17 protein-coding genes are annotated in these 17,920 nt (G+C 34.3%); 5 read left to right on the top strand and 12 right to left on the bottom strand.

Annotation, left to right across the window (positions count from 1 at the left end; genetic code table 11):
* The first annotated feature begins 49 nt into the window (after positions 1-49).
* Positions 50-706 (top strand): LysR family transcriptional regulator, encoded by a 657-nt coding sequence (locus tag ACQ7EO_RS04650; RefSeq protein ID WP_434278997.1) that lies wholly within the window; start codon positions 50-52, stop codon positions 704-706.
* Between the two features lie 276 nt (positions 707-982).
* Here ACQ7EO_RS04650 and ACQ7EO_RS04645 read toward each other — a convergent pair whose 3' ends face one another.
* The 4 genes from ACQ7EO_RS04645 to ACQ7EO_RS04630 form a co-directional block, all read right to left on the bottom strand.
* The gene (locus ACQ7EO_RS04645; protein ID WP_434278996.1) at positions 983-2,245 is read right to left on the bottom strand and encodes an OprD family outer membrane porin; all 1,263 of its coding nucleotides are present in this window, start codon (positions 2,243-2,245) and stop codon (positions 983-985) included.
* A gap of 88 nt (positions 2,246-2,333) precedes the next feature.
* Entirely contained in the window at positions 2,334-3,680 is a 1,347-nt protein-coding gene (locus ACQ7EO_RS04640) for an MFS transporter (protein ID WP_434278995.1), read from the bottom strand.
* Positions 3,681-3,743: 63 nt separating this feature from the next.
* Positions 3,744-4,727 carry an amidohydrolase family protein gene (locus ACQ7EO_RS04635; protein WP_434278994.1) on the bottom strand — a complete coding sequence of 328 codons (984 nt, stop codon included), beginning with the start codon at positions 4,725-4,727 and terminating at the stop codon, positions 3,744-3,746.
* Positions 4,728-5,484: 757 nt separating this feature from the next.
* Positions 5,485-5,721 (bottom strand): hypothetical protein, encoded by a 237-nt coding sequence (locus tag ACQ7EO_RS04630; RefSeq protein ID WP_434278993.1) that lies wholly within the window; start codon positions 5,719-5,721, stop codon positions 5,485-5,487.
* A 327-nt stretch (positions 5,722-6,048) separates the two neighbouring features.
* Between ACQ7EO_RS04630 and ACQ7EO_RS04625 the strand changes: the two genes are divergently transcribed.
* Positions 6,049-6,651, top strand: coding sequence for a TetR/AcrR family transcriptional regulator (locus ACQ7EO_RS04625; protein ID WP_262086776.1), 603 nt, complete (start codon positions 6,049-6,051; stop codon positions 6,649-6,651).
* A 77-nt stretch (positions 6,652-6,728) separates the two neighbouring features.
* On the top strand, positions 6,729-7,883 hold the full coding sequence (locus tag ACQ7EO_RS04620; RefSeq protein ID WP_056513403.1) for an MFS transporter: 1,155 nt from the start codon (positions 6,729-6,731) through the stop codon (positions 7,881-7,883).
* Between the two features lie 302 nt (positions 7,884-8,185).
* Here ACQ7EO_RS04620 and ACQ7EO_RS04615 read toward each other — a convergent pair whose 3' ends face one another.
* The 3 genes from ACQ7EO_RS04615 to ACQ7EO_RS04605 all read right to left on the bottom strand — a co-directional run bounded on the left by ACQ7EO_RS04615 (position 8,186) and on the right by ACQ7EO_RS04605 (position 10,065).
* Positions 8,186-8,833 (bottom strand): TonB family protein, encoded by a 648-nt coding sequence (locus ACQ7EO_RS04615; RefSeq protein ID WP_303577986.1) that lies wholly within the window; start codon positions 8,831-8,833, stop codon positions 8,186-8,188.
* 100 nt (positions 8,834-8,933) lie between these two features.
* Positions 8,934-9,281, bottom strand: coding sequence for a hypothetical protein (locus ACQ7EO_RS04610; protein WP_434278992.1), 348 nt, complete (start codon positions 9,279-9,281; stop codon positions 8,934-8,936).
* 211 nt (positions 9,282-9,492) lie between these two features.
* Positions 9,493-10,065, bottom strand: a complete 573-nt coding sequence (locus ACQ7EO_RS04605) for a DUF3800 domain-containing protein (protein WP_434278991.1) — start codon at positions 10,063-10,065, stop codon at positions 9,493-9,495.
* Positions 10,066-10,754: 689 nt separating this feature from the next.
* Here ACQ7EO_RS04605 and ACQ7EO_RS04600 point away from each other — a divergent pair.
* The gene (locus tag ACQ7EO_RS04600) at positions 10,755-11,198 is read left to right on the top strand and encodes a BLUF domain-containing protein (protein WP_434278990.1); all 444 of its coding nucleotides are present in this window, start codon (positions 10,755-10,757) and stop codon (positions 11,196-11,198) included.
* 310 nt (positions 11,199-11,508) lie between these two features.
* On the opposite strand, the gene yddG is transcribed toward ACQ7EO_RS04600, so the two are convergent.
* From yddG to ACQ7EO_RS04585, 3 genes are all read right to left on the bottom strand, one after another.
* A complete protein-coding gene (yddG, locus tag ACQ7EO_RS04595; protein WP_434278989.1) occupies positions 11,509-12,393 on the bottom strand; it encodes an aromatic amino acid DMT transporter YddG in 885 nt (294 codons plus the stop codon).
* Positions 12,394-12,860: 467 nt separating this feature from the next.
* Positions 12,861-13,397 (bottom strand): hypothetical protein, encoded by a 537-nt coding sequence (locus ACQ7EO_RS04590; protein ID WP_434278988.1) that lies wholly within the window; start codon positions 13,395-13,397, stop codon positions 12,861-12,863.
* A gap of 10 nt (positions 13,398-13,407) precedes the next feature.
* A complete protein-coding gene (locus tag ACQ7EO_RS04585) occupies positions 13,408-14,475 on the bottom strand; it encodes a hypothetical protein (RefSeq protein ID WP_434278987.1) in 1,068 nt (355 codons plus the stop codon).
* 415 nt (positions 14,476-14,890) lie between these two features.
* Here ACQ7EO_RS04585 and ACQ7EO_RS04580 point away from each other — a divergent pair, with 415 nt between their 5' ends.
* Positions 14,891-15,829, top strand: coding sequence for a DNA cytosine methyltransferase (locus tag ACQ7EO_RS04580; RefSeq protein ID WP_434278986.1), 939 nt, complete (start codon positions 14,891-14,893; stop codon positions 15,827-15,829).
* Here ACQ7EO_RS04580 and ACQ7EO_RS04575 read toward each other — a convergent pair.
* Positions 15,826-16,809 (bottom strand): hypothetical protein, encoded by a 984-nt coding sequence (locus ACQ7EO_RS04575; RefSeq protein WP_434278985.1) that lies wholly within the window; start codon positions 16,807-16,809, stop codon positions 15,826-15,828. The genes ACQ7EO_RS04580 and ACQ7EO_RS04575 overlap by 4 nt on opposite strands.
* Positions 16,799-17,914 (bottom strand): ParB/Srx family N-terminal domain-containing protein, encoded by a 1,116-nt coding sequence (locus tag ACQ7EO_RS04570; protein WP_434278984.1) that lies wholly within the window; start codon positions 17,912-17,914, stop codon positions 16,799-16,801. Before ACQ7EO_RS04570 ends, ACQ7EO_RS04575 begins: the two co-directional genes overlap by 11 nt.
* Positions 17,915-17,920 lie beyond the last annotated feature (6 nt).

The raw sequence follows: 17,920 nt of genomic DNA, 5'->3' as shown, positions 1-17,920 counted from the left end.
ACATGTGCTATGCAAAAATTAAATTGATTTATGCTACGGAAAGCAAATTATGCAAGATGAAATTAGTGATTTAGATTTTTTTATAACATTAGCCTCATCAAAATCAATGACGCGTGCTTCCATTGAAATGGATATTCCCCTGCCGACAGTAAGCAGAAAGTTAGCAAAACTTGAATATTTTTATGGTAAGAGGCTTATTAACAGATCTGCTAGACAATTTGATTTAACAGAGGCTGGTAAATTATTATTAGATCGCAGTATTTACATATCATCTTTAATGAAACAAGTTCATGAAGAGGTTTCTCAAAATGTGAATTCTTTTGCAGGTAAATTACGTATTGGTAGCTTAAATTATCTTGGGCGTAGTAAGTTAGGCGATTTAATAGCAAAATTCAGCGTACCGCATCCAAATCTAGAAATCGAACTCATTCTTTCTGACTCGAAAATGGATCTTGTGGAAAATGAACTCGATATCCTTTTTCAACTCGAACAACCCAATAATGTAATCTACAACTCAGAGATTTTACTCGACACTAGACGTATATTCTGTGCATCACCCAAATATTTTAATAAATTTGGCTATCCTACACATCCCCTAGACTTACTCAATCATCGTTGCATTTGCCTAATAAGAAATCGTCACATATATCAAGATTGGAAATACAGCATAAATGACGAATCATGTACACCCTTATTTAAAGAGTAATAATGCTGAAGTTACGCACCAATGGATGATTCAAGGATTTGGTATCGGATATCGTTTATATCACGAGGTGAAACAAGAATTAGAGGATGGTATATTAATTGAGTGTTTTAAAGACAATCATTCATCTGAATTATCACTTTACATGGTGTATTCAAAATTAAAAAAGAGAGATGTTGTCAAAGATTTTATTAACTTTACCAAAGACAATATTAATTATTGAATTTGCTTGGAATGTTATAAGCTAAACCACCGATAACATTCCATTTATTTTATGCTTTAAAATTTCCACGTGTAATCAACATTGACCCTCGTCTCATTGGCGGGTCTGAATACGATTCTCTCATTAGGTAAATCATTACGATAACGCGTATAGCGAGCACGGATACCAACACCCTTGAGGATTCCACTAGGTATGCGATAATTTAGATCAAAATCGTAAGAGTCTTCTTCAAATAACTCCCCCTTTAACCGAGGAATTTCAATATCAGTCCCTTGACTATATCTCGCCATAAACTTTAAGCCATTGAAAGCAGTATCTCTAAAATCATAGTCATATCGAACACTGATAACTTTTTCATTTTGATTGGTGAAATCAGCACTTATACTATCCATAAATACTGCGGGTTCCGCATGCCCCAATGTTGGCATTGCGGTATCGCCTAAAGAGTGCATATATCCTAAACTCAAGGTATGATTTTGAATATTTAAACCGACGATCCCACTTAAATGCTGATTGTCTATTTTCCCTGCTAATTCTTTTCCAGCATCTTCACTGAGAAACGCTCTAAAATCACCAAAAACATGACCGATTCCGACATCATGTTTAGTTTTGACACCAATAAAATTTTGATAATATACATCATGCAAATTTGCGTGATATAGATCTGCTTTAACGCCTTCACTAAATTGATATTCAGCACCAAGCATATATAAGCCTGAAGACTCAGCAGCTGTTTTAAATCGCCCATTGATATTTCCTATACGAATTTTTTCATAGTTCGTTGAGTCCCTATGATTGACTCGATCGACATATAATCCATGAAGCTTAAGATCTTTTACTTGATTAAACTGCACGTGTGCACCGCGGTAATTCTGTTGGAATAACCGTGCAGGACTTGAAAAAATTACTGGAAACATCGGCGAAAGTGTCCCGATATGAACTGTCGAATCACTTACTTTGGTTTTCAGGGTCCAACGCAACTCTCCTGTTTGATCAGGACGCTCATTGTTTCTATCTACAGGCAATAAACCTGAAGCAGCATAATCTTTGTTATTTCCCATAAGATTAAAACCTGCTAAAGCAAGAACATCCAAACCAAAGCCTACATTTCCACTGGTATATCCAGATTTAGCATTGAGGATAAAACCTTGAGCCCAATCTCTTGCTGCAGGATATGGAACATTATTTATGTAATCTCTATCAAAGTAATAATTTTTTGTCGTTAACGATATTTTACGATCTTTGATAAATTCAGCATTTGTAATTGTGGGAAGCGTAGTCGTGAAGCCGACTAATCCAAGAAAAAATATATTCTTCATGATATGTACCTATTTTTACTTTAATCTTTAAGGTGTAAAAATCCTGACTACTTGAAAATCATTGAGGTAGTCGTTATTGTTTTTTTATTTAAACTTTTGAAGTTTGAGGAATTGTCACTTTAGAAGTTGAATAACGCCCTTTTAAATAAAGCGCTAGCGCCGAAATTAAAATAGGCAATGCAAGTACGAAGAAAATGCCGCTCATACCGAGATTAAATGTGAAAATATAAGCGCCAAAAAATGCCCCGAAAATAGCACCAAAACGGCCTAATCCGTGCATCCATGAAACACCAACTCCACGGCATTCTGCAGGATAAAATATCGCAGCTAAAGATGGCAAAGAGGATTGTGCGCCAACCAAACCAGCGCCTGCTAAGAAAATAAACAATGCGAGTAAATAAATATTTTGGGTAAGAAATCCTGTTATGACGAATAATACGGCTGATATAAAATATGCAAAAGTGATGGTTTTATTCACGTCATACTTACTCATAAACCAACCAATGAGGATTGTTCCTGCAACGCCACCAAATGGGAAAACTGCTGTGACTAAACTAAACTGTTCCGGTGTAAATCCTGATTCCTTAAGAAGCGTGGGCATCCAGCTTGTAAGCACATAAAATACCAATAAACTCATAAAGCAGCAGAGCCACATCATTGCAGAGGGTACAATAAACTTGCCGACGACAAGACCCACGGGATTGGTATTTTTTTCAGTTAAATCAGCATCTATGCTTTTAACAGGAACTAATTGTGCATCGATAAATTTACCCTGTATATTTTTTACAATTTCTAATGCTTCGACTTGTCCTTGTTTTTTAATCAAAAAATGTAGTGATTCTTTTAAAAGAAAAATTGATACAACGGCAACCACTACAGGAATAGCCCCGCCTATATAGAGGACCATTTTCCAACCATGATTTGATAGAAGTCCTGCTGATAAAACACCACCAATCGTAATACCAAGCGGTAGTGCACAAAATAATAAATTCACCATCCATGCACGGCGATGTGCTGGCATATATTCAGATACAAGTGTTGCAGCATTTGGCATTGCAGCGCCAAGTCCTAATCCCGTTAGGAATCGATATATCACCATTTCAGTCGTGTTATTTGAAGTACCTGTCAGTATGGTTAAAACGCCAAAAATAAATGCCGAACCAATGATGACCCATTTTCTTCCAATCTTATCGGCTAATATTCCTGCAAATATTGCTCCAATCGCCATGCCTATTAAGACAACACTCATCACTGGGCGTAGATCATTTTTAATGATCCCCCAATCATCTAACAATGCAGGAGCGATAAACCCGACTACCCCCGTATCAATCCCATCTGCTAGAATCACCAAAAAACAAAGTATAAATATTATCCACTGCTGCCGAGATAATTTTCTAGTATCAACGGCTTGCTGTATATCTAGTATTATTTTCATCATAAAATCCTTTTACTGCATTAAAAATGCCAATAACAATCATTGTTATTGGCTTGAGCTACTTTAAATGCTTAACTTGAATAATTTGTGTGCATTATGACGGCCTATTTTTTCTCGATCATTCTCACCAATTTCGGCATGATCAAACCAATGTGTCGCTTCTTCCATATCTTCAAATGGATAATCACTTGAGAATAAAACGCGATCCGATCCAATTTCATCAATTGCATTTTTCATGGTAATTGTGCGGAAGTTACCACTTGTTGTTAAATAAAAATTCTTACGGAAATAATCAATAAATGGTTTTTCTGCTTTTACACCGAGTGGATTTCGGCCATTCGCTGAAGCCCAATGCGATGTACGCCAAATATTATTTTGAATTAACTCGCCTAGGTGTCCTAAAATAATATTAATATTTGGATACTTATCAAATAAACCAGAACCGATTAAACGCAGTGCATGTACACCTGTTTCAACTGAGAATGACCATGCAGGGCCCATTAACCAAGGATGATCTTTGATACCCAATTGCTGACTTAAAAGTGGATTACGCGGGTGTAAATAGAATGGTACATCGAGTTTAGCAACCTCAGCCCAAAAATCTAAATATTCTTCAGCATCATAATATTTTGCTGTTTCATCGTTATTTAAATTTGAGAAGCCATTTACTAGAGCACCAGCAAAACCAAGTTCTGTTACACATCGATTGAGTTCTTTTGTCGCTGCTTCTGGGTCTTGTAATGGTAATGCAGCAAAAGCCCCAAAACGATCGGGATGTTTAGCGATTAATTCTGCTAAGGTGTCGTTTGCAATTTTTGCAACTTCAACAGCTCTTTTGGGATCTGGTATCGCTTGAATCGCTGGTGCATTTAAAGAAATGATTGAGTATTCAATACCCGTTTCATCCATACGGCGTAAACGTTCACCAGTTATATCGAGTAATTGACTCCGCTTAGTTCTCCAAACATCTGGCACAAAGAATCGTTCTGAATCACCAAGTGTCTCTTGAATTGCAAAATGTTCTTCTAAAGCAATCTTCCCTTTCATTTACCACTCCATATCTTATAAAGGTATAGATGTAGATTAGATGGATCAAAAGAATATTAGAACATTGATTATGGAAACTTAACTTTCATTTTATGAAAGTTAAATTAGCTTTGATCGACTTGGACTTCACTTACAAATGTTAATTAAACGATATGCTAAATGGATTCATGGTGATAAAAGCAGGATAGAGATGGCAAAACTAAATACAGGCACTTAATAAGTGCTTTTTTTATATTTATAAGAATCTGGCGCAAAAAAGTGGCATATGTGGCATTAAAAAAGCCCTGAAACTGTTAAATTTCAAGGCTTTATTAAGTTTCATGATACATCGTATAACTAAGTGACAGATCATGATTTACAAATTTGGTGGAGATGGCGGGAGTTTAATTAAAGCCTTAACTCATTATATATATTAAATATTTATTGTCTAGGATATGTATTGTGTAACTTATGTGTAACACACAGCTTTGATAGTTAATGATTTTTTGTGACAGTTTAAAACTTATTCTGAGTTAGGTTTCCGATTTCCGAATTGAACTCAGATCCTCTTTCTTAATTTTACCATCATTCCCTCACTATTAAAGCAAAACATTATAAAAACAAAACGTCTTACTCTGACTCACCTTAAGATATATATTTTAAATCACTTACCAAAATTTCCACCAAGCTTTATGAAGCCAATTAGCACAAGGGTCAGGGAATAAACCGTGAATTTTGACAAATTCATCTTCTACAAGTTTTCCATCTTGATTTTCATCTAGATATTTAAATAATTTAATGTTTTATCTTTGCCTTGAAACCGTCTATCATCTGGCCAAGAATATGGTTCAAAATCTTTAACCTTTAGAAATTCATTAAGTTCAAAAGTACCATTTTTATTTGAATCATAGATTTTATAAAATTTTTCCCAGTCTAATGAAGTCGATTCACAGGCATGACTGAAACTTGAAAGTACGCTACAACTGAGAATCAAAATACAGATTATTTTTTTCATTTGTTTTATCCCATCTTTAATTAGCTTTGATTATATAGACAAATTGATTTAGGAAAAATCATTTAAAGAAAGCTATTTAGCAACTGTATAAATGTTCCAAAGTGTGATTTCTTTTCCTTGCCCTGACTCAAGTTTTAAAAATTTGAACAAGGTTTTTCTGTTATTGGTGATTGATTAAGTTATCGATTTTAGCAAGCAACACCTCTATTTTTACGATTAGAAAGAATCTATAAGTAAGCTATTATTTTTAAGATTTAATTTAATATTTGACAACTCGTTCCATAATATCTAGTATCCCTCATAGTTCACTCCCACTCAGGCTCATCCATGAGTGATGACAAATCCAATTATCCAGGCCGTCCAAGACAGTTTGAAGATAAAGAAATCATTGATGCAGCTATAACTGTATTTAGTAGCAATGGCTATGCAGGTACTTCTGCACAGAATTTATGTGATGTTACTGGATTAGGGCGCGGAAGTTTATATAACGCCTTTGGTAGCAAACAAGCTTTATATGAACAAGCTTTGTTACGTAGCCATGAACAAACCATGGCGGCTCAATTATCCATTCTCACACAGTCGGGGCTGTTCAAAGAGAGATTACGATCCCTTTTACTTTGGGGGATTGCTGAGGATCTTTCACAATCAGAACAGCACGAAGCCATGGTCTTATTCTCTGCTTTAGAAATGGGTGATAAAGATCAGGTTGTCTCCAGCCTGAATCTAGAATATCGACAGCGCCTAGAGAACTCTCTCCTCACAGTATTTGTCGAAGGACAAGCCAATGGGGAATTCAGTACAAAAGCCTCAGCCCTTGAAATGGCTCGAGGATTTTTAGCTGGCTACTACGGTTTGCGTGTACTGAACAAAAATATTTCAGATAAAAGCTTTCTGAAAGATGTAGTTAATGGTCTCTTAGCTAATTTGTAATCACATACTTAGTGTTAAAGAAACTAAACCCTTTCATTTTGTAATGAACGTTCAAAAAATAGGAATTTATTCAAAAAATGCCATTAGCAGTATATATATTAGGTCTAGCGATTTTTTCAATTGGTACAGCAGAATTGATGGTCGCTGGTATGACCGCCACTTTGTCCCAAGCCTTTGGAATCAGTGTAGGTGAGGTTGGACATTTAATTTCATATTATGCCTTTGGTGTCATGTTAGGTGGACCTGTACTCACTTTCTTCTTCCTCAAATATAAAGTTCAATATCGTAAAGTCTTACTTATTCTGTTTGCACTCTATGTAGTAATCCAAGGCCTAAGCGCCTTTATCTCTAGCCATGCTATTTTGATTGCAATCCGTTTTATCACTGGCGTCTTATGTGCAGGTTGTTTGAGTCTTTCACTTGCCACAAGTATGGCTATGGTTCCTAATCATAATCGCCCACGAGCAGCAGCCATTGTTATTGGAGGTTTTATGATTTCCAATGTGTTTGGAGTCCCGCTTGCGACTATGATTGACCAACAATGGGGCTGGCGTGTTACTTTTGGTTTAGTAGCAGTATTGGTATTCATTTGTTTGATTGCTCTATTACGTCTTTTACCTGAAGTGAAAAGCAGTGGGCAACTTAGAATGGAAGAAGAGATTAAAGCCTTTAAAAATAAAGCTTACTGGAAAGCATGTGCAACAAGTTGCTTAATTCTTGGAGCAAGCTTTGCTGCATTTAGTTATTTCGTTCCTGTTTTGGTCGATATCACTGGATTTAGCATGCAAGTAGTTCCATTTATTTTAATGGCATTTGGTTTTTCAAATATCGTGGGAAATACTATTACTGGCCGTTTAGCACATGACCACAGCCTAAAAATCATGCTTATCGGATTAACCGTATTAAGTATCTCCTTATTCGCTTTTGCAATATTTGCCGAATATAAAACAGTAGCAATTATTACAATAATTTTGATTGGATTATCTGGTGTTCCAATGAATCCAGCAATGATGGCAAGAATTGTCAGTGTTGCTCATCCAGGTCCTATGGTCAATGCAGTACACACCTCAGTGATTAATATAGGTTTAGGTGGCGGTTCGTATATTGGAGGTCTAGCAATTACGAATGGTTACGGCTTACGTTCAGGCTTATGGATTGGTGCTGTACTGGCAGTATTGGCATTGGCTTCACTTCTTCCTTACGCTCTTAATCGTCAAAAGGGTTGGTCTTGAAGCAAGTTTCTTAAAATCATTAAATATCATGAATCATTTAACATAGTAACCGTTTTCCGAATCAGCCCTCACCCAGAGGGCCACGCCTCCCTCAACCTTTCTGCATCAGATACGTGTCCATCATATGGTTTCTTTGGAAGCACTGGACATGCGACTGCTTGCTGCTTTGACAAGCTGTCAGCGCTGAGTTTTCTGCTGACACCAATAGGAAGGTAAATTTTTTCATTGCTTATAAATTTAGTTCAATAAAAAACCCACTCAGGTGAGTGGGTTTAGTTTTCTCATTTTTGTAAAAATATACTTTATCCTTCTTCAGCAGAATCTAAAGAAAAGTAAAATTCTTTCGTCTTTTTAATCGGATAAGGCTTACCGTTGATATTTAAAGGCTTAAAACTTGCTTTATCTTTAAATTCTTTGAGTATGTAATTATCTAATTTAGTTAATCCGCTACTTTTGGTGATCTCAGATTTAGTTATTTTGCCGTTATTATCAGCTTCTAAATAAATACTTAATGATCTGTTTTCACCTTCTAAATCTGATTTTTTTAGAACGATTCTTGGTTCATTTTCGAATTTAGGATCTCTAGAAACTGCAAAGTGAAAAGGTTGTTTTGCGCGTGCTGGGTAATTAGTTTTTACATCCCAATCATTCCAAGCTCTAAATTTTGCTTTTTGCACCGCCTGTAAAACTAAATTATCTACATCATCCACACCACTACTTTTAATTACTTCAGCATGTTTAACCCAGCCAGTCACATCGGTTTCAAACGAGATTAAAACATCTCTGTCGTAACCTTTTAATATTTCATCTTTAAAAAATATTCTTGGCGGCCTCGCCCATTTAGCTAACATTTTATCATTTGTGCTTTTCTGCACTTCTTGAACCTGAGAATCTGCTCCAAAACAAAAACTGGAAACCAATAAGCAGAAAATTATAAATAAGCTTTTCATGATATATCTCTAGTATTTAGTTCAAGATACTAATTTTAAGGCCATAAAGAAACCTCCCGAAGGAGGTTTGAATCAATAAAACTACACAACGTTTAGACTATCAAAGAGTCGGTTGAGGAATTGGAATATCTTTTGATATTTTCTTAGCATTACTGAAACTTAAATCGCAACGAGAGTGCCCCCACTTCACTATGATCCCTTTTTCAAGCATGAATTTTTCTTCACAATAACGCCCTGGATGAACAAAAGTTTCATAAGAAATAATTTTATTTCCATTTGTTAATGTATAGCTCTTATCTGGCACTCCCCACTTATTTATAAGTTTTTCTTCTGAAGATCCAACCCATGATTGCATTAGATCATTAAGTGTTTCATAGCGTTGGGTAGCTACGCTCGCACAAGCTATAAGTACCTGACTAATCAAAATTATTAAAATTATCTTTTTCATGATATATCCTTAATCTATTTAGACCAAGATACTAATTAATTGGTTAAAAAGAAACCCACTTGGGTGAGTGGGTTTAGTATTTTCATATTAATTTAAATTATTATTTATCTTCGTGTGGAAAAAACAACTTATGGTTAGTATTGCGGCATTCCGCAAGAAATTTTCTCGCTTTTTTGTCGCGAAACTCGTATGCCGACCATATTAAGCCAGCTTAAAAATCAATAAATTGCAATTCAAGACATTTTGAGCTATCCATCGGAATAACATTACAGTATTGATTATTAACTTCATTTTCTATGGAGTGCTCCAAAATCATCTGATTTAGGTATTCCCCCATATTCCATTTCGTGTTCACCTTCTCACTTCGTCTGTCTGGCATGAAGTCAACAAACTTAGATCCACATATTGGCTTTAATAATAGGCATTTAATCATGTAGTTATATAGAACATTGGGATCGTTTTTCATTTTATTATTTACAAATTCTTTATGAACTGTAATAGATCTCAACTGGATATCTTTATGCTCAATAAGCAGTTTCGCCACTAGATTAAGAAATAGTTCTTTATCAGCTGTATTCAAATCCACTGATTTAAGCTCATTCTTTAAAGGTCGTTTTCTTTTTACATATAAAGCTCTAACAATACGCTGGATATATTTAGCCTTCCCCTCTGGTAAGCATATTGCAGCAAGTGTAAGCATCCTACTAGAACCGCCATGTTGATATGGGTCATGCATATTCCATCCCAAATCACCACTTTCATCTAAATATATAAATGTTCGCATAAAATTATTATCAAGTATTAAAAAAGCCCCTAAATATATTTAGAGGCTTAAGAATTCGGGTGCGGCACCTAGAGGCAACTTACTTACAGTAAGTTTACGATTATCGCAGAATTTATCGTACCTCAGCCTAGGCGTGGATTATTTATACCGCGCTGCGACTACATGTTTAGAATATTCTATAGTGACAAAACTGTCAATACGAAACAATTTCAAAATGTCAATACTTCAGCACCTTCTTGTGCGTTAAATGTTGTCGCGCAGCGTCATCAATTAGTTGATTTTTGGCTGAATAACCCGAAAGTTATACTCTTAAGGAGTTTAAGCAATAAAAAAATGCACTAAAAAATGAACATTAGCCGAAAGTGGGAAAACCATTGTGTGGCAGCTGGGTGCAATAAAAGACTTTCTTCATCAACAGCATATTCTTCACTTAAGAAACAAAGATTTTAGTTGGCCCTTTTTATTTCAAGGACCGTAAATGGTCAATGAATCAGGATATGCTGCCTAAGAATTATTTTACGAAGAATGGGATGATTAGAGTTAAGTAAATTCTTGGGTCAGGTGTGCTTAGTTATGCTGCTAAGTCTTATTTAAATTGATCTTTTTTTTGAAAAATTATTTTAAAAATACATATACTATTCTTTAGATTTTCTATATAAGTGAATTTCCAGCCAAAATGAGAATTACTAATGAAAAATGTAAGGCTTCTATATGTTAGTAAAGTGTCAAAATTAGATACAGATTTAAAAAAGACTTTAGTTGATATTCTGGATGAGGCTGTAGACTTCAACTATCGCAACAATGTGATGGGTGTCTTGTACTATGGGTATGGATATTTTTTGCAATGTATTGAAGGAAAGAAATCTATCATTGATGATCTTTATTTCAATAAAATTGCAAACGACAAACGCCATATCAATTGTGAAGTAATTTATTACATTGATTGTGATGAAAATCTATTTTCTAACTGGAACATGAAGTTTTTGCCAGTAAATAAAAAAATCATACAATTTTTTGGAAATTATGATTTGGAAGACTTTAATCCTTATCTCCTAACGAATGAAACAGCAGTTGAACTTGTTGCAATTTTAGCTGGTGAGCCTGACAGCAATGTTAGGGATTATGTAGCGTAAAGAATTAAATTGAATTGACTCTTCCCATGATGGTCAAGATCATTGGAAAACAGAAAATTGAACATGAGTCGAGGGAAATTGACGCAGAATTATTTTAGTTGGGATTGGTTGTTGGAGGTTCGTTGACAAATCTCTGTTTTAGCAATAAATTTTGGTTGACAGATTTCAATTTTAGCAATAAAGCCCTATTTAAGAGCCTTATTCTTCGCATCATTCAAAGAGCTACATTCATTGTATTTTGCAACTGTATCAATGATCCAAAGTGTGATTTCTTTCCCCTGCCCAGACTATTACTTTAAGATATTGAGGTTTAAGATTTAGATTTTGTTGCTATCCAACATAATAAGGATCCAAAACACACTATTAGAGCACCTTTCCAAAAACTTAATGTTAAATTCGTACTTAAAATTAATGCTGATACTATAGCGGAAAATACTGGTACAAAGTAGGAAGCTGTAGCCAATAAAGTTACATTACCATGCATTATTCCTACATTCCATGCACCATAACCAATGCCCATAGCAAAGGCAGCTAAAACCAAGTAAATAACTGAATTAAAATCAAAATTAAGCAAAACATCACCTGATAGAGTAAACTTTACCCATAAAACAATAGACACGAGAATAAAGAATAATGTAATACCATTCTTACCATTGGCCTCTCGTGCTGTCAGTGTACAATATGCAGCCCACAGAAAAACCCCTATTAAAGCTAAACCATAACTAAATGGATTCTCTTTAATATTCAATAATATATCCTTAATACTAAATCCTTCATCCCCACCAAGAACTAAACAAATTCCTAAAATTGACAAACACACACCCGGGATAATTAAGAAATTAGCTTTCTGTTTGTTAAATATGATAGAAAAAATTATTGTTGCGGTAGGCCACAAATAATTAACCATGCCTATCTCTATTGCTTGTTTACTATTTATTGAATAACCGATCGACAAAGAAAGACAAATTTCATAAGAAACAAAAAGAATACTGCCCCCAATTAGGTATTTAGTGGGAAAATCTTTCAGATTAGTCCAACCGAATGAAACTAGAAGAAAAATCGAGGCAATGGAATATATCAAGGCTGCTCCACCAATAGGTCCAAAATAATTACTAACTTCTTTGATTAGAGCAACAATTAAGCTCCATAAGAAAATTGCAGTAAGACCAATCAATGTAGCTTTTTTTGAATTCACTTCTCTTACTCAGTTATATAGGTATGAGTATATTAGAGAGAAAAACTTTAAAATAAAATTTTTTTCAATTTAACATTCTGTATTAATTGAATTCACCCTCACTCAGAGCGCCATACTTCCCTCAATCTCTCTGCATCAACTGCTTACAACTTTGAGCTGCTTTAACAAGCTGTCAGCTCTGAGTTTTCTGCTAACACCCATGGGAATGTAAATTATTCATTGCTCATAAATTGGGGTCAATGAAAACCCACCGAAGTGGATCCTGGTTTAACAATCTTCAAATATCTAATTTTGAGATACATATTTTGAAAAAAAGTGATTTATTGGATCAGGAGAGCGTATATTTCCTTGTCATCTAGTAAGAATAATTAATATCTTTACAAGTAAAGGCGCATCAAGCACCTTTACATTACATATAAATCAATAACTTAATAAAAATAGTTGCATTTATGTTGCACTTCATATTTTTAACTATTGAATTTTAAATTTGATGAGTTTTTAATTGCCTCTTCTAAATATTGAGACTCTACATGATCAATTGTCTCAAATCCTTTAAGACTAAATGATGATTCATCTATCTCTCTTCCATCTGCGTCATATCGTTTAGACTCACCTTCACTATCCATTGATACATAATGAAGGTTGCCTTTTCCATCATAACAAGACTGTTTAAATTCATAAGGATTATCAAGATCACGAAGTTCAGTCACCGACTTATTAATAAGAATGAACTCATCGCCAACCAACTTGTAATCTTCTAATGTCAAACGTTGATTTTCTGAATCTCGTATATAGTTCCTATATGCTATCTTTCTGTATTCAACACCAACTAATATTACTGTTGAATAAGCACTACGCAGAGAAGCTTCTTCCTCTAATCGTTCAAGAATTGGTATGCCATTTTTATCTTGATACGTTATTCTGAATATTCCAAATGAATCAGAAAAACATACTTTTTTAACCGAAAACTTTTTAGAGTACTCACTAATAGCCACATTAATCATTTAAATATCCTTACAATGAAGATCCAGGTTGAGAAGGTGGTTCTATATTTACCCATTTATCGGCTCTAGGTGTTGCTGGGCATCCTACTCTAAAGGCTTTTCTGAGAACACCTTGAGCATACTTATATTGACTCACATGCCCATCCCAAGAGCCCTTGCTTTTACCATTTAAAATAAGTGGATTAGATACTAATTTGTGATTCATATAAAGATTAAATCTATCCTCATATAACTCATAATATCTTGATTGCACTATGGCAGCTTGACTGTCCATTTTGAAGTTATGATCTTTGCATTTTTCATCACTATTTCTTTCAAACTCATCCTCTATTTCTTTTGCTTTAGTAGCATCATTCTCCGCTTCACTAACTATTGCTTGAGCTGCTGCCAATGTTACGGCTTGAGCGTCAGCATTTCCTGATTCAGCGTTGTTGATTATTTCTTGGGAGACTACGTCGAGTGGGAGGGTTTTTTCTTCGTTTGGTATTTGTATAAAAGTTGCTACATAACCATATTGTCCAGAATAATTGAAAATTGCTTTACAACTAAAGTTATTATTTTCCTCTAAAACTGCTGTAACAGATGAAATATTTATGGCATCAGAATTATTTTTAACCCAGTCAAGATTTTTACATAATGAAGTTAATATAGAAATTTGAGCACTGTCTATTTTATATTTTATTTGATTATTAGCCGGATCCATAACCCAATCAATACCATCTAACAGCTCATCAACTGCAAATGTAAGAGCTGCCCCACCAAGACCTGCTCGAAGTATTTTTGAAATTTGCGAAACATTCGGAGTGATCAATGCTTTAGATTCAGTAGCAACTCCACCTATAGTTCTATTTGCATTTAGAACTGTTGAAGCACCTTCAGTTGTATAACCATTAACAACCCACTGTCCAAAAGATGCTACAGGAGCACTCATTGTGCTTGGAGATGCTCCCATTCGATAATTAACAGATGTAGGTGCTAACTGAGAACTTTGCAATGTCGCTTGAGAAGTATCGTTTGGGTCTGTTTCACCACAACCAGTCAAACCTAAAAGAACTGCTAAAAATAATAATTTTTTCATTTATTTCCCCTTATTTTCATATAGTTTATTTGACTTATTGTTGAAAAACTATCTAAAGGTTCGTAATTATTGATGATCTGGAATGTTCAAACCTACTCAGGTGAGTGGGTTCAATTCAATCAAAAAAAATCCAATAACTTCATAACATTGGTTTTTTTAAAATATCAAATTTCTTAAAAAACAATAAAAAAATATAGCTTCTTATGAATAAAGTAATTTTGAATTAGAGAATTAGAACGACATATTTAGTCGTCATAATAAATTTTAACAAACAATTTACAAGCTAAATTTATTAAGATAAAAAAAATACGTTCGATTTAATTTTTAGTTTGAAAGCTAGTGCCAAATGTCTACTTGATGTAGTATTCATGGAAATCTAGTACTCCTTGAATGGAGTATCTGTTAAAGGAAAACAATGAAAGCTGTTTCACTCTTCTCTGGCTGTGGTGGTTCTGATGCTGGTCTTATTAAGGCTGGTTTTGAAATTGTTATGGCAAATGATATTTTGACATATGCTAAAGATGTATATTTAGCAAACCATCCAGAAACTGATTATCTATTGCAAAATATTGAAACAGTAAGTAAATTTCCTTCTGCAGATATCTTAGCAGGTTGTTACCCTTGTCAAGGATTTAGTCAAGGGGGGCGTCGTAAAGCTGATAATAAACTTAACTACCTATACTTAGAATTTGCTCGAGCATTGAATCTAATAAAACCTAAAGCTTTTATTGTTGAAAATGTTTCCGGTATGACTAGTAGAACTTTTCAACATCTATTACAGGATCAAATTAAAGTTTTTACTGAAGCTGGTTATCAAGTTATATATAAGGTTCTGAATGCATCTGACTATGGCGTTGCACAAGAAAGAAAAAGAATTTTTATAGTAGGTATTCGTACTGATTTGGGTATTAATTTTGAATTCCCAGAAGCTACACATGGAACTGAAATATGCCAAAAAATTACTATCAGAGACGCATTATACGGATTGCCAGATTGGCCATGTAAACGTGAGTACTATGATAATGGTTTTCATTGGTACTATATGTCGCGTAATAGGAAACGTAATTGGGATGAAACGGCAAGAACAATTGTGAGTAGTGCTAGACATACTCTTCTACACCCCATTAGTCCTGATATGATCAAAGTTAAGAAAGATCATTGGGAGTTTGTTTCTGATGCCCCAGCACGTCGTTTTACTTATAAAGAAGCTGCACGTATCCAAGGGTTTGGGGATTTAATTTTCCCAAGGGAAGATGAAGTTACATTAGAAAATAAATATAAGGTGGTAGGGAATGCAGTTCCACCACCATTATTTGAAGTAATTGCTAGAAAACTTAAAGAAATCGTTTTCTAGAGATTTTCTTTGATTACTTCAAGTTCAGTAATAAATTCTGCAAATGAAGCATGATTAAGTACGTTTGGTATATTTTCAGAGTTTTGTAATAAATTTATAATTCTCCTTCGATCAATTACAGTTCCACCTGAAACGTTGGAAATTTTGGTCCACTCACCATCAGCTAAACGATAATCAGCAGGAGTAAACATAATAGAAATAATAGGTGAGTAAGTTGAAAAAATAGCTCTGAATTTATCAGGGTGGCATTCAAAGTTTTTTGCAGGCCAGTTTTCTCCTTGCGCTCCACATTGACCAAACATAACAAAGTTTCCTGTACGGACTCCATCATTAAATTGATATATTGATACAATATCTATTCCCATATCACCTGATGTAGATTCTTGTTCCAGAAGTATTTCTTGAATCATTACAGCCATTTCAGCTGCAAGCATTCGAATGGAAGTCTTTAGATTTGTAGTATAAAATTCCCTTCGATCATCAGAGTTCGCATCAAAAATTCTAATTATAGAGTTAGTGGGGGCAAGCCCTCCCATAACAAACTTACAAATTTGAGTAAAATATTTTGCCCAACGCTGTCTAATACCATTGCCATTAAATGATTTTAATCTTGAACAAAATAAAATAAGTACGTATATATAATGATTTTCATTAAAATCTTCTTTTAATTCAATAGCCTCATCTATAACTTTGAAAGGATATAAATTACTATAGATACTTGCTCTGTGATTAAGCATAAACCAAGCGTCATCAATATTAGCCTCAAATCTATTTTGCCTAGTAGATCCATCTTCTGTTTCTTCTCTAATTAATTCGTCAGTTATCTCATCTGCATCTATAAGGTTATTATTTAAAATATCTTCAATATCATTTTTAGAAGCATTTCCTTTTTTGAAATAATCTAAAATCACTAAAATTTCAATTAAATCAGAGAATAAGTGCGAACTAGTTTTGGCAATTGGACCAATGTTAAAACTCATCGTCCTCATCCATCTTTTTACTTTTTAATGCATTAGCAATTAACTTAACATTTTTATTGATACGTTTGATTGTTTCAAATCCATCATCCATATAATCTATAGTTGCAACTAAAGAAGCAGCTTCCATTATAAAGTTTTCTGCCTCATAAAGGTAACTTAAGAAGTCTTCACCAGCAAGATTAGTCATTCTATAGGCAGAGGATAATGTTGTACCACGTCGAAAAGCCTCTATTGCTTTTGAGTTAGAAATTACCGCACCAAGGTATTTTAAATTACGTGATTCACCTAAACGTGACTTTCCGTCTTTATCTTTTTTATAAATCCATTCTGTTAACTCTTTAACTCTGCTTTCATCTAATGTTTCTGGTTCAGTAATAGCTGATTCAGTCCCACTTTCTAGACCAATAAATTCGCCAAATCTTTCATCAGATAAAGCTGTTGAAAGAACAGCAAATTTAATATTGGTTTCATTTAAAGATTCTATACCAAAAAAATCATTTTTCTCAATTACTTCATAAACATTTAATGCTTCTAAGTTCCTTCTGATATGATCTCTGCGGTTACCAACAATGTTTGCAACTTCTTTTAGTCTATCATTGAAAGGTAAATTAGGATTTACAGTTGTAAGAACACTTCTTATATAACGCGCTTTAGCTAAAGGTTCCCATTGCTTAACACCAGTAATATGACGATAACCCAAGTAAGGTATTGCTGCTTCTCTAGATGATACAAGGATTACAGGGATATTATTTGGTTTATGCTTAGCATTTTGTGATATATCTAAGACTCGACCACTTGGAGAGGAAATAATATGAGGATCAGTAATAAGTTTTAGAGCTGTTAATCTTCTATTTCCTTCAACAACATAATATCGATCATCTTTTTGAAAAGCGATCAATGGTTCGCCTGCGAAATAGTCATTTTCTGCAATCGCATTCATTAAGTCTTCGATTGAGGTATATTTAGCCAAATAGCTTAACATCTCTAGTTGACTTCGTCCCACATTTGAAGGTAACCGAGGATTCTCAGGATCAAGATACAAATCCTTTAATTCGACAGATTCGGCTTTATCTTTTGTAATACTTTTGGGATTACTTTTAGGCATAAATTT

Origin of the sequence: Acinetobacter sp. CE-15 (assembly GCF_051059255.1) — a bacterium.
GTDB classification, from domain to species: domain Bacteria; phylum Pseudomonadota; class Gammaproteobacteria; order Pseudomonadales; family Moraxellaceae; genus Acinetobacter; species Acinetobacter guillouiae.
The sequence above is the reverse complement of the archived record's forward strand: the minus strand, read 5'-3'. Positions and strand labels throughout refer to the sequence as shown.

Coding starts and splice junctions, on each gene's coding strand:
- ACQ7EO_RS04650 (WP_434278997.1), top strand. CDS start 50: ATGCAAGATGAAATTAGTGATTTAGATTTTTTTATAACATTAGCCTCA.
- ACQ7EO_RS04645 (WP_434278996.1), bottom strand. CDS start 2,245: ATGAAGAATATATTTTTTCTTGGATTAGTCGGCTTCACGACTACGCTT.
- ACQ7EO_RS04640 (WP_434278995.1), bottom strand. CDS start 3,680: ATGAAAATAATACTAGATATACAGCAAGCCGTTGATACTAGAAAATTA.
- ACQ7EO_RS04635 (WP_434278994.1), bottom strand. CDS start 4,727: ATGAAAGGGAAGATTGCTTTAGAAGAACATTTTGCAATTCAAGAGACA.
- ACQ7EO_RS04630 (WP_434278993.1), bottom strand. CDS start 5,721: ATGAAAAAAATAATCTGTATTTTGATTCTCAGTTGTAGCGTACTTTCA.
- ACQ7EO_RS04625 (WP_262086776.1), top strand. CDS start 6,049: ATGAGTGATGACAAATCCAATTATCCAGGCCGTCCAAGACAGTTTGAA.
- ACQ7EO_RS04620 (WP_056513403.1), top strand. CDS start 6,729: ATGCCATTAGCAGTATATATATTAGGTCTAGCGATTTTTTCAATTGGT.
- ACQ7EO_RS04615 (WP_303577986.1), bottom strand. CDS start 8,833: ATGAAAAGCTTATTTATAATTTTCTGCTTATTGGTTTCCAGTTTTTGT.
- ACQ7EO_RS04610 (WP_434278992.1), bottom strand. CDS start 9,281: ATGAAAAAGATAATTTTAATAATTTTGATTAGTCAGGTACTTATAGCT.
- ACQ7EO_RS04605 (WP_434278991.1), bottom strand. CDS start 10,065: ATGCGAACATTTATATATTTAGATGAAAGTGGTGATTTGGGATGGAAT.
- ACQ7EO_RS04600 (WP_434278990.1), top strand. CDS start 10,755: ATGAAAAATGTAAGGCTTCTATATGTTAGTAAAGTGTCAAAATTAGAT.
- ACQ7EO_RS04590 (WP_434278988.1), bottom strand. CDS start 13,397: ATGATTAATGTGGCTATTAGTGAGTACTCTAAAAAGTTTTCGGTTAAA.
- ACQ7EO_RS04585 (WP_434278987.1), bottom strand. CDS start 14,475: ATGAAAAAATTATTATTTTTAGCAGTTCTTTTAGGTTTGACTGGTTGT.
- ACQ7EO_RS04580 (WP_434278986.1), top strand. CDS start 14,891: ATGAAAGCTGTTTCACTCTTCTCTGGCTGTGGTGGTTCTGATGCTGGT.
- ACQ7EO_RS04575 (WP_434278985.1), bottom strand. CDS start 16,809: ATGAGTTTTAACATTGGTCCAATTGCCAAAACTAGTTCGCACTTATTC.
- ACQ7EO_RS04570 (WP_434278984.1), bottom strand. CDS start 17,914: ATGCCTAAAAGTAATCCCAAAAGTATTACAAAAGATAAAGCCGAATCT.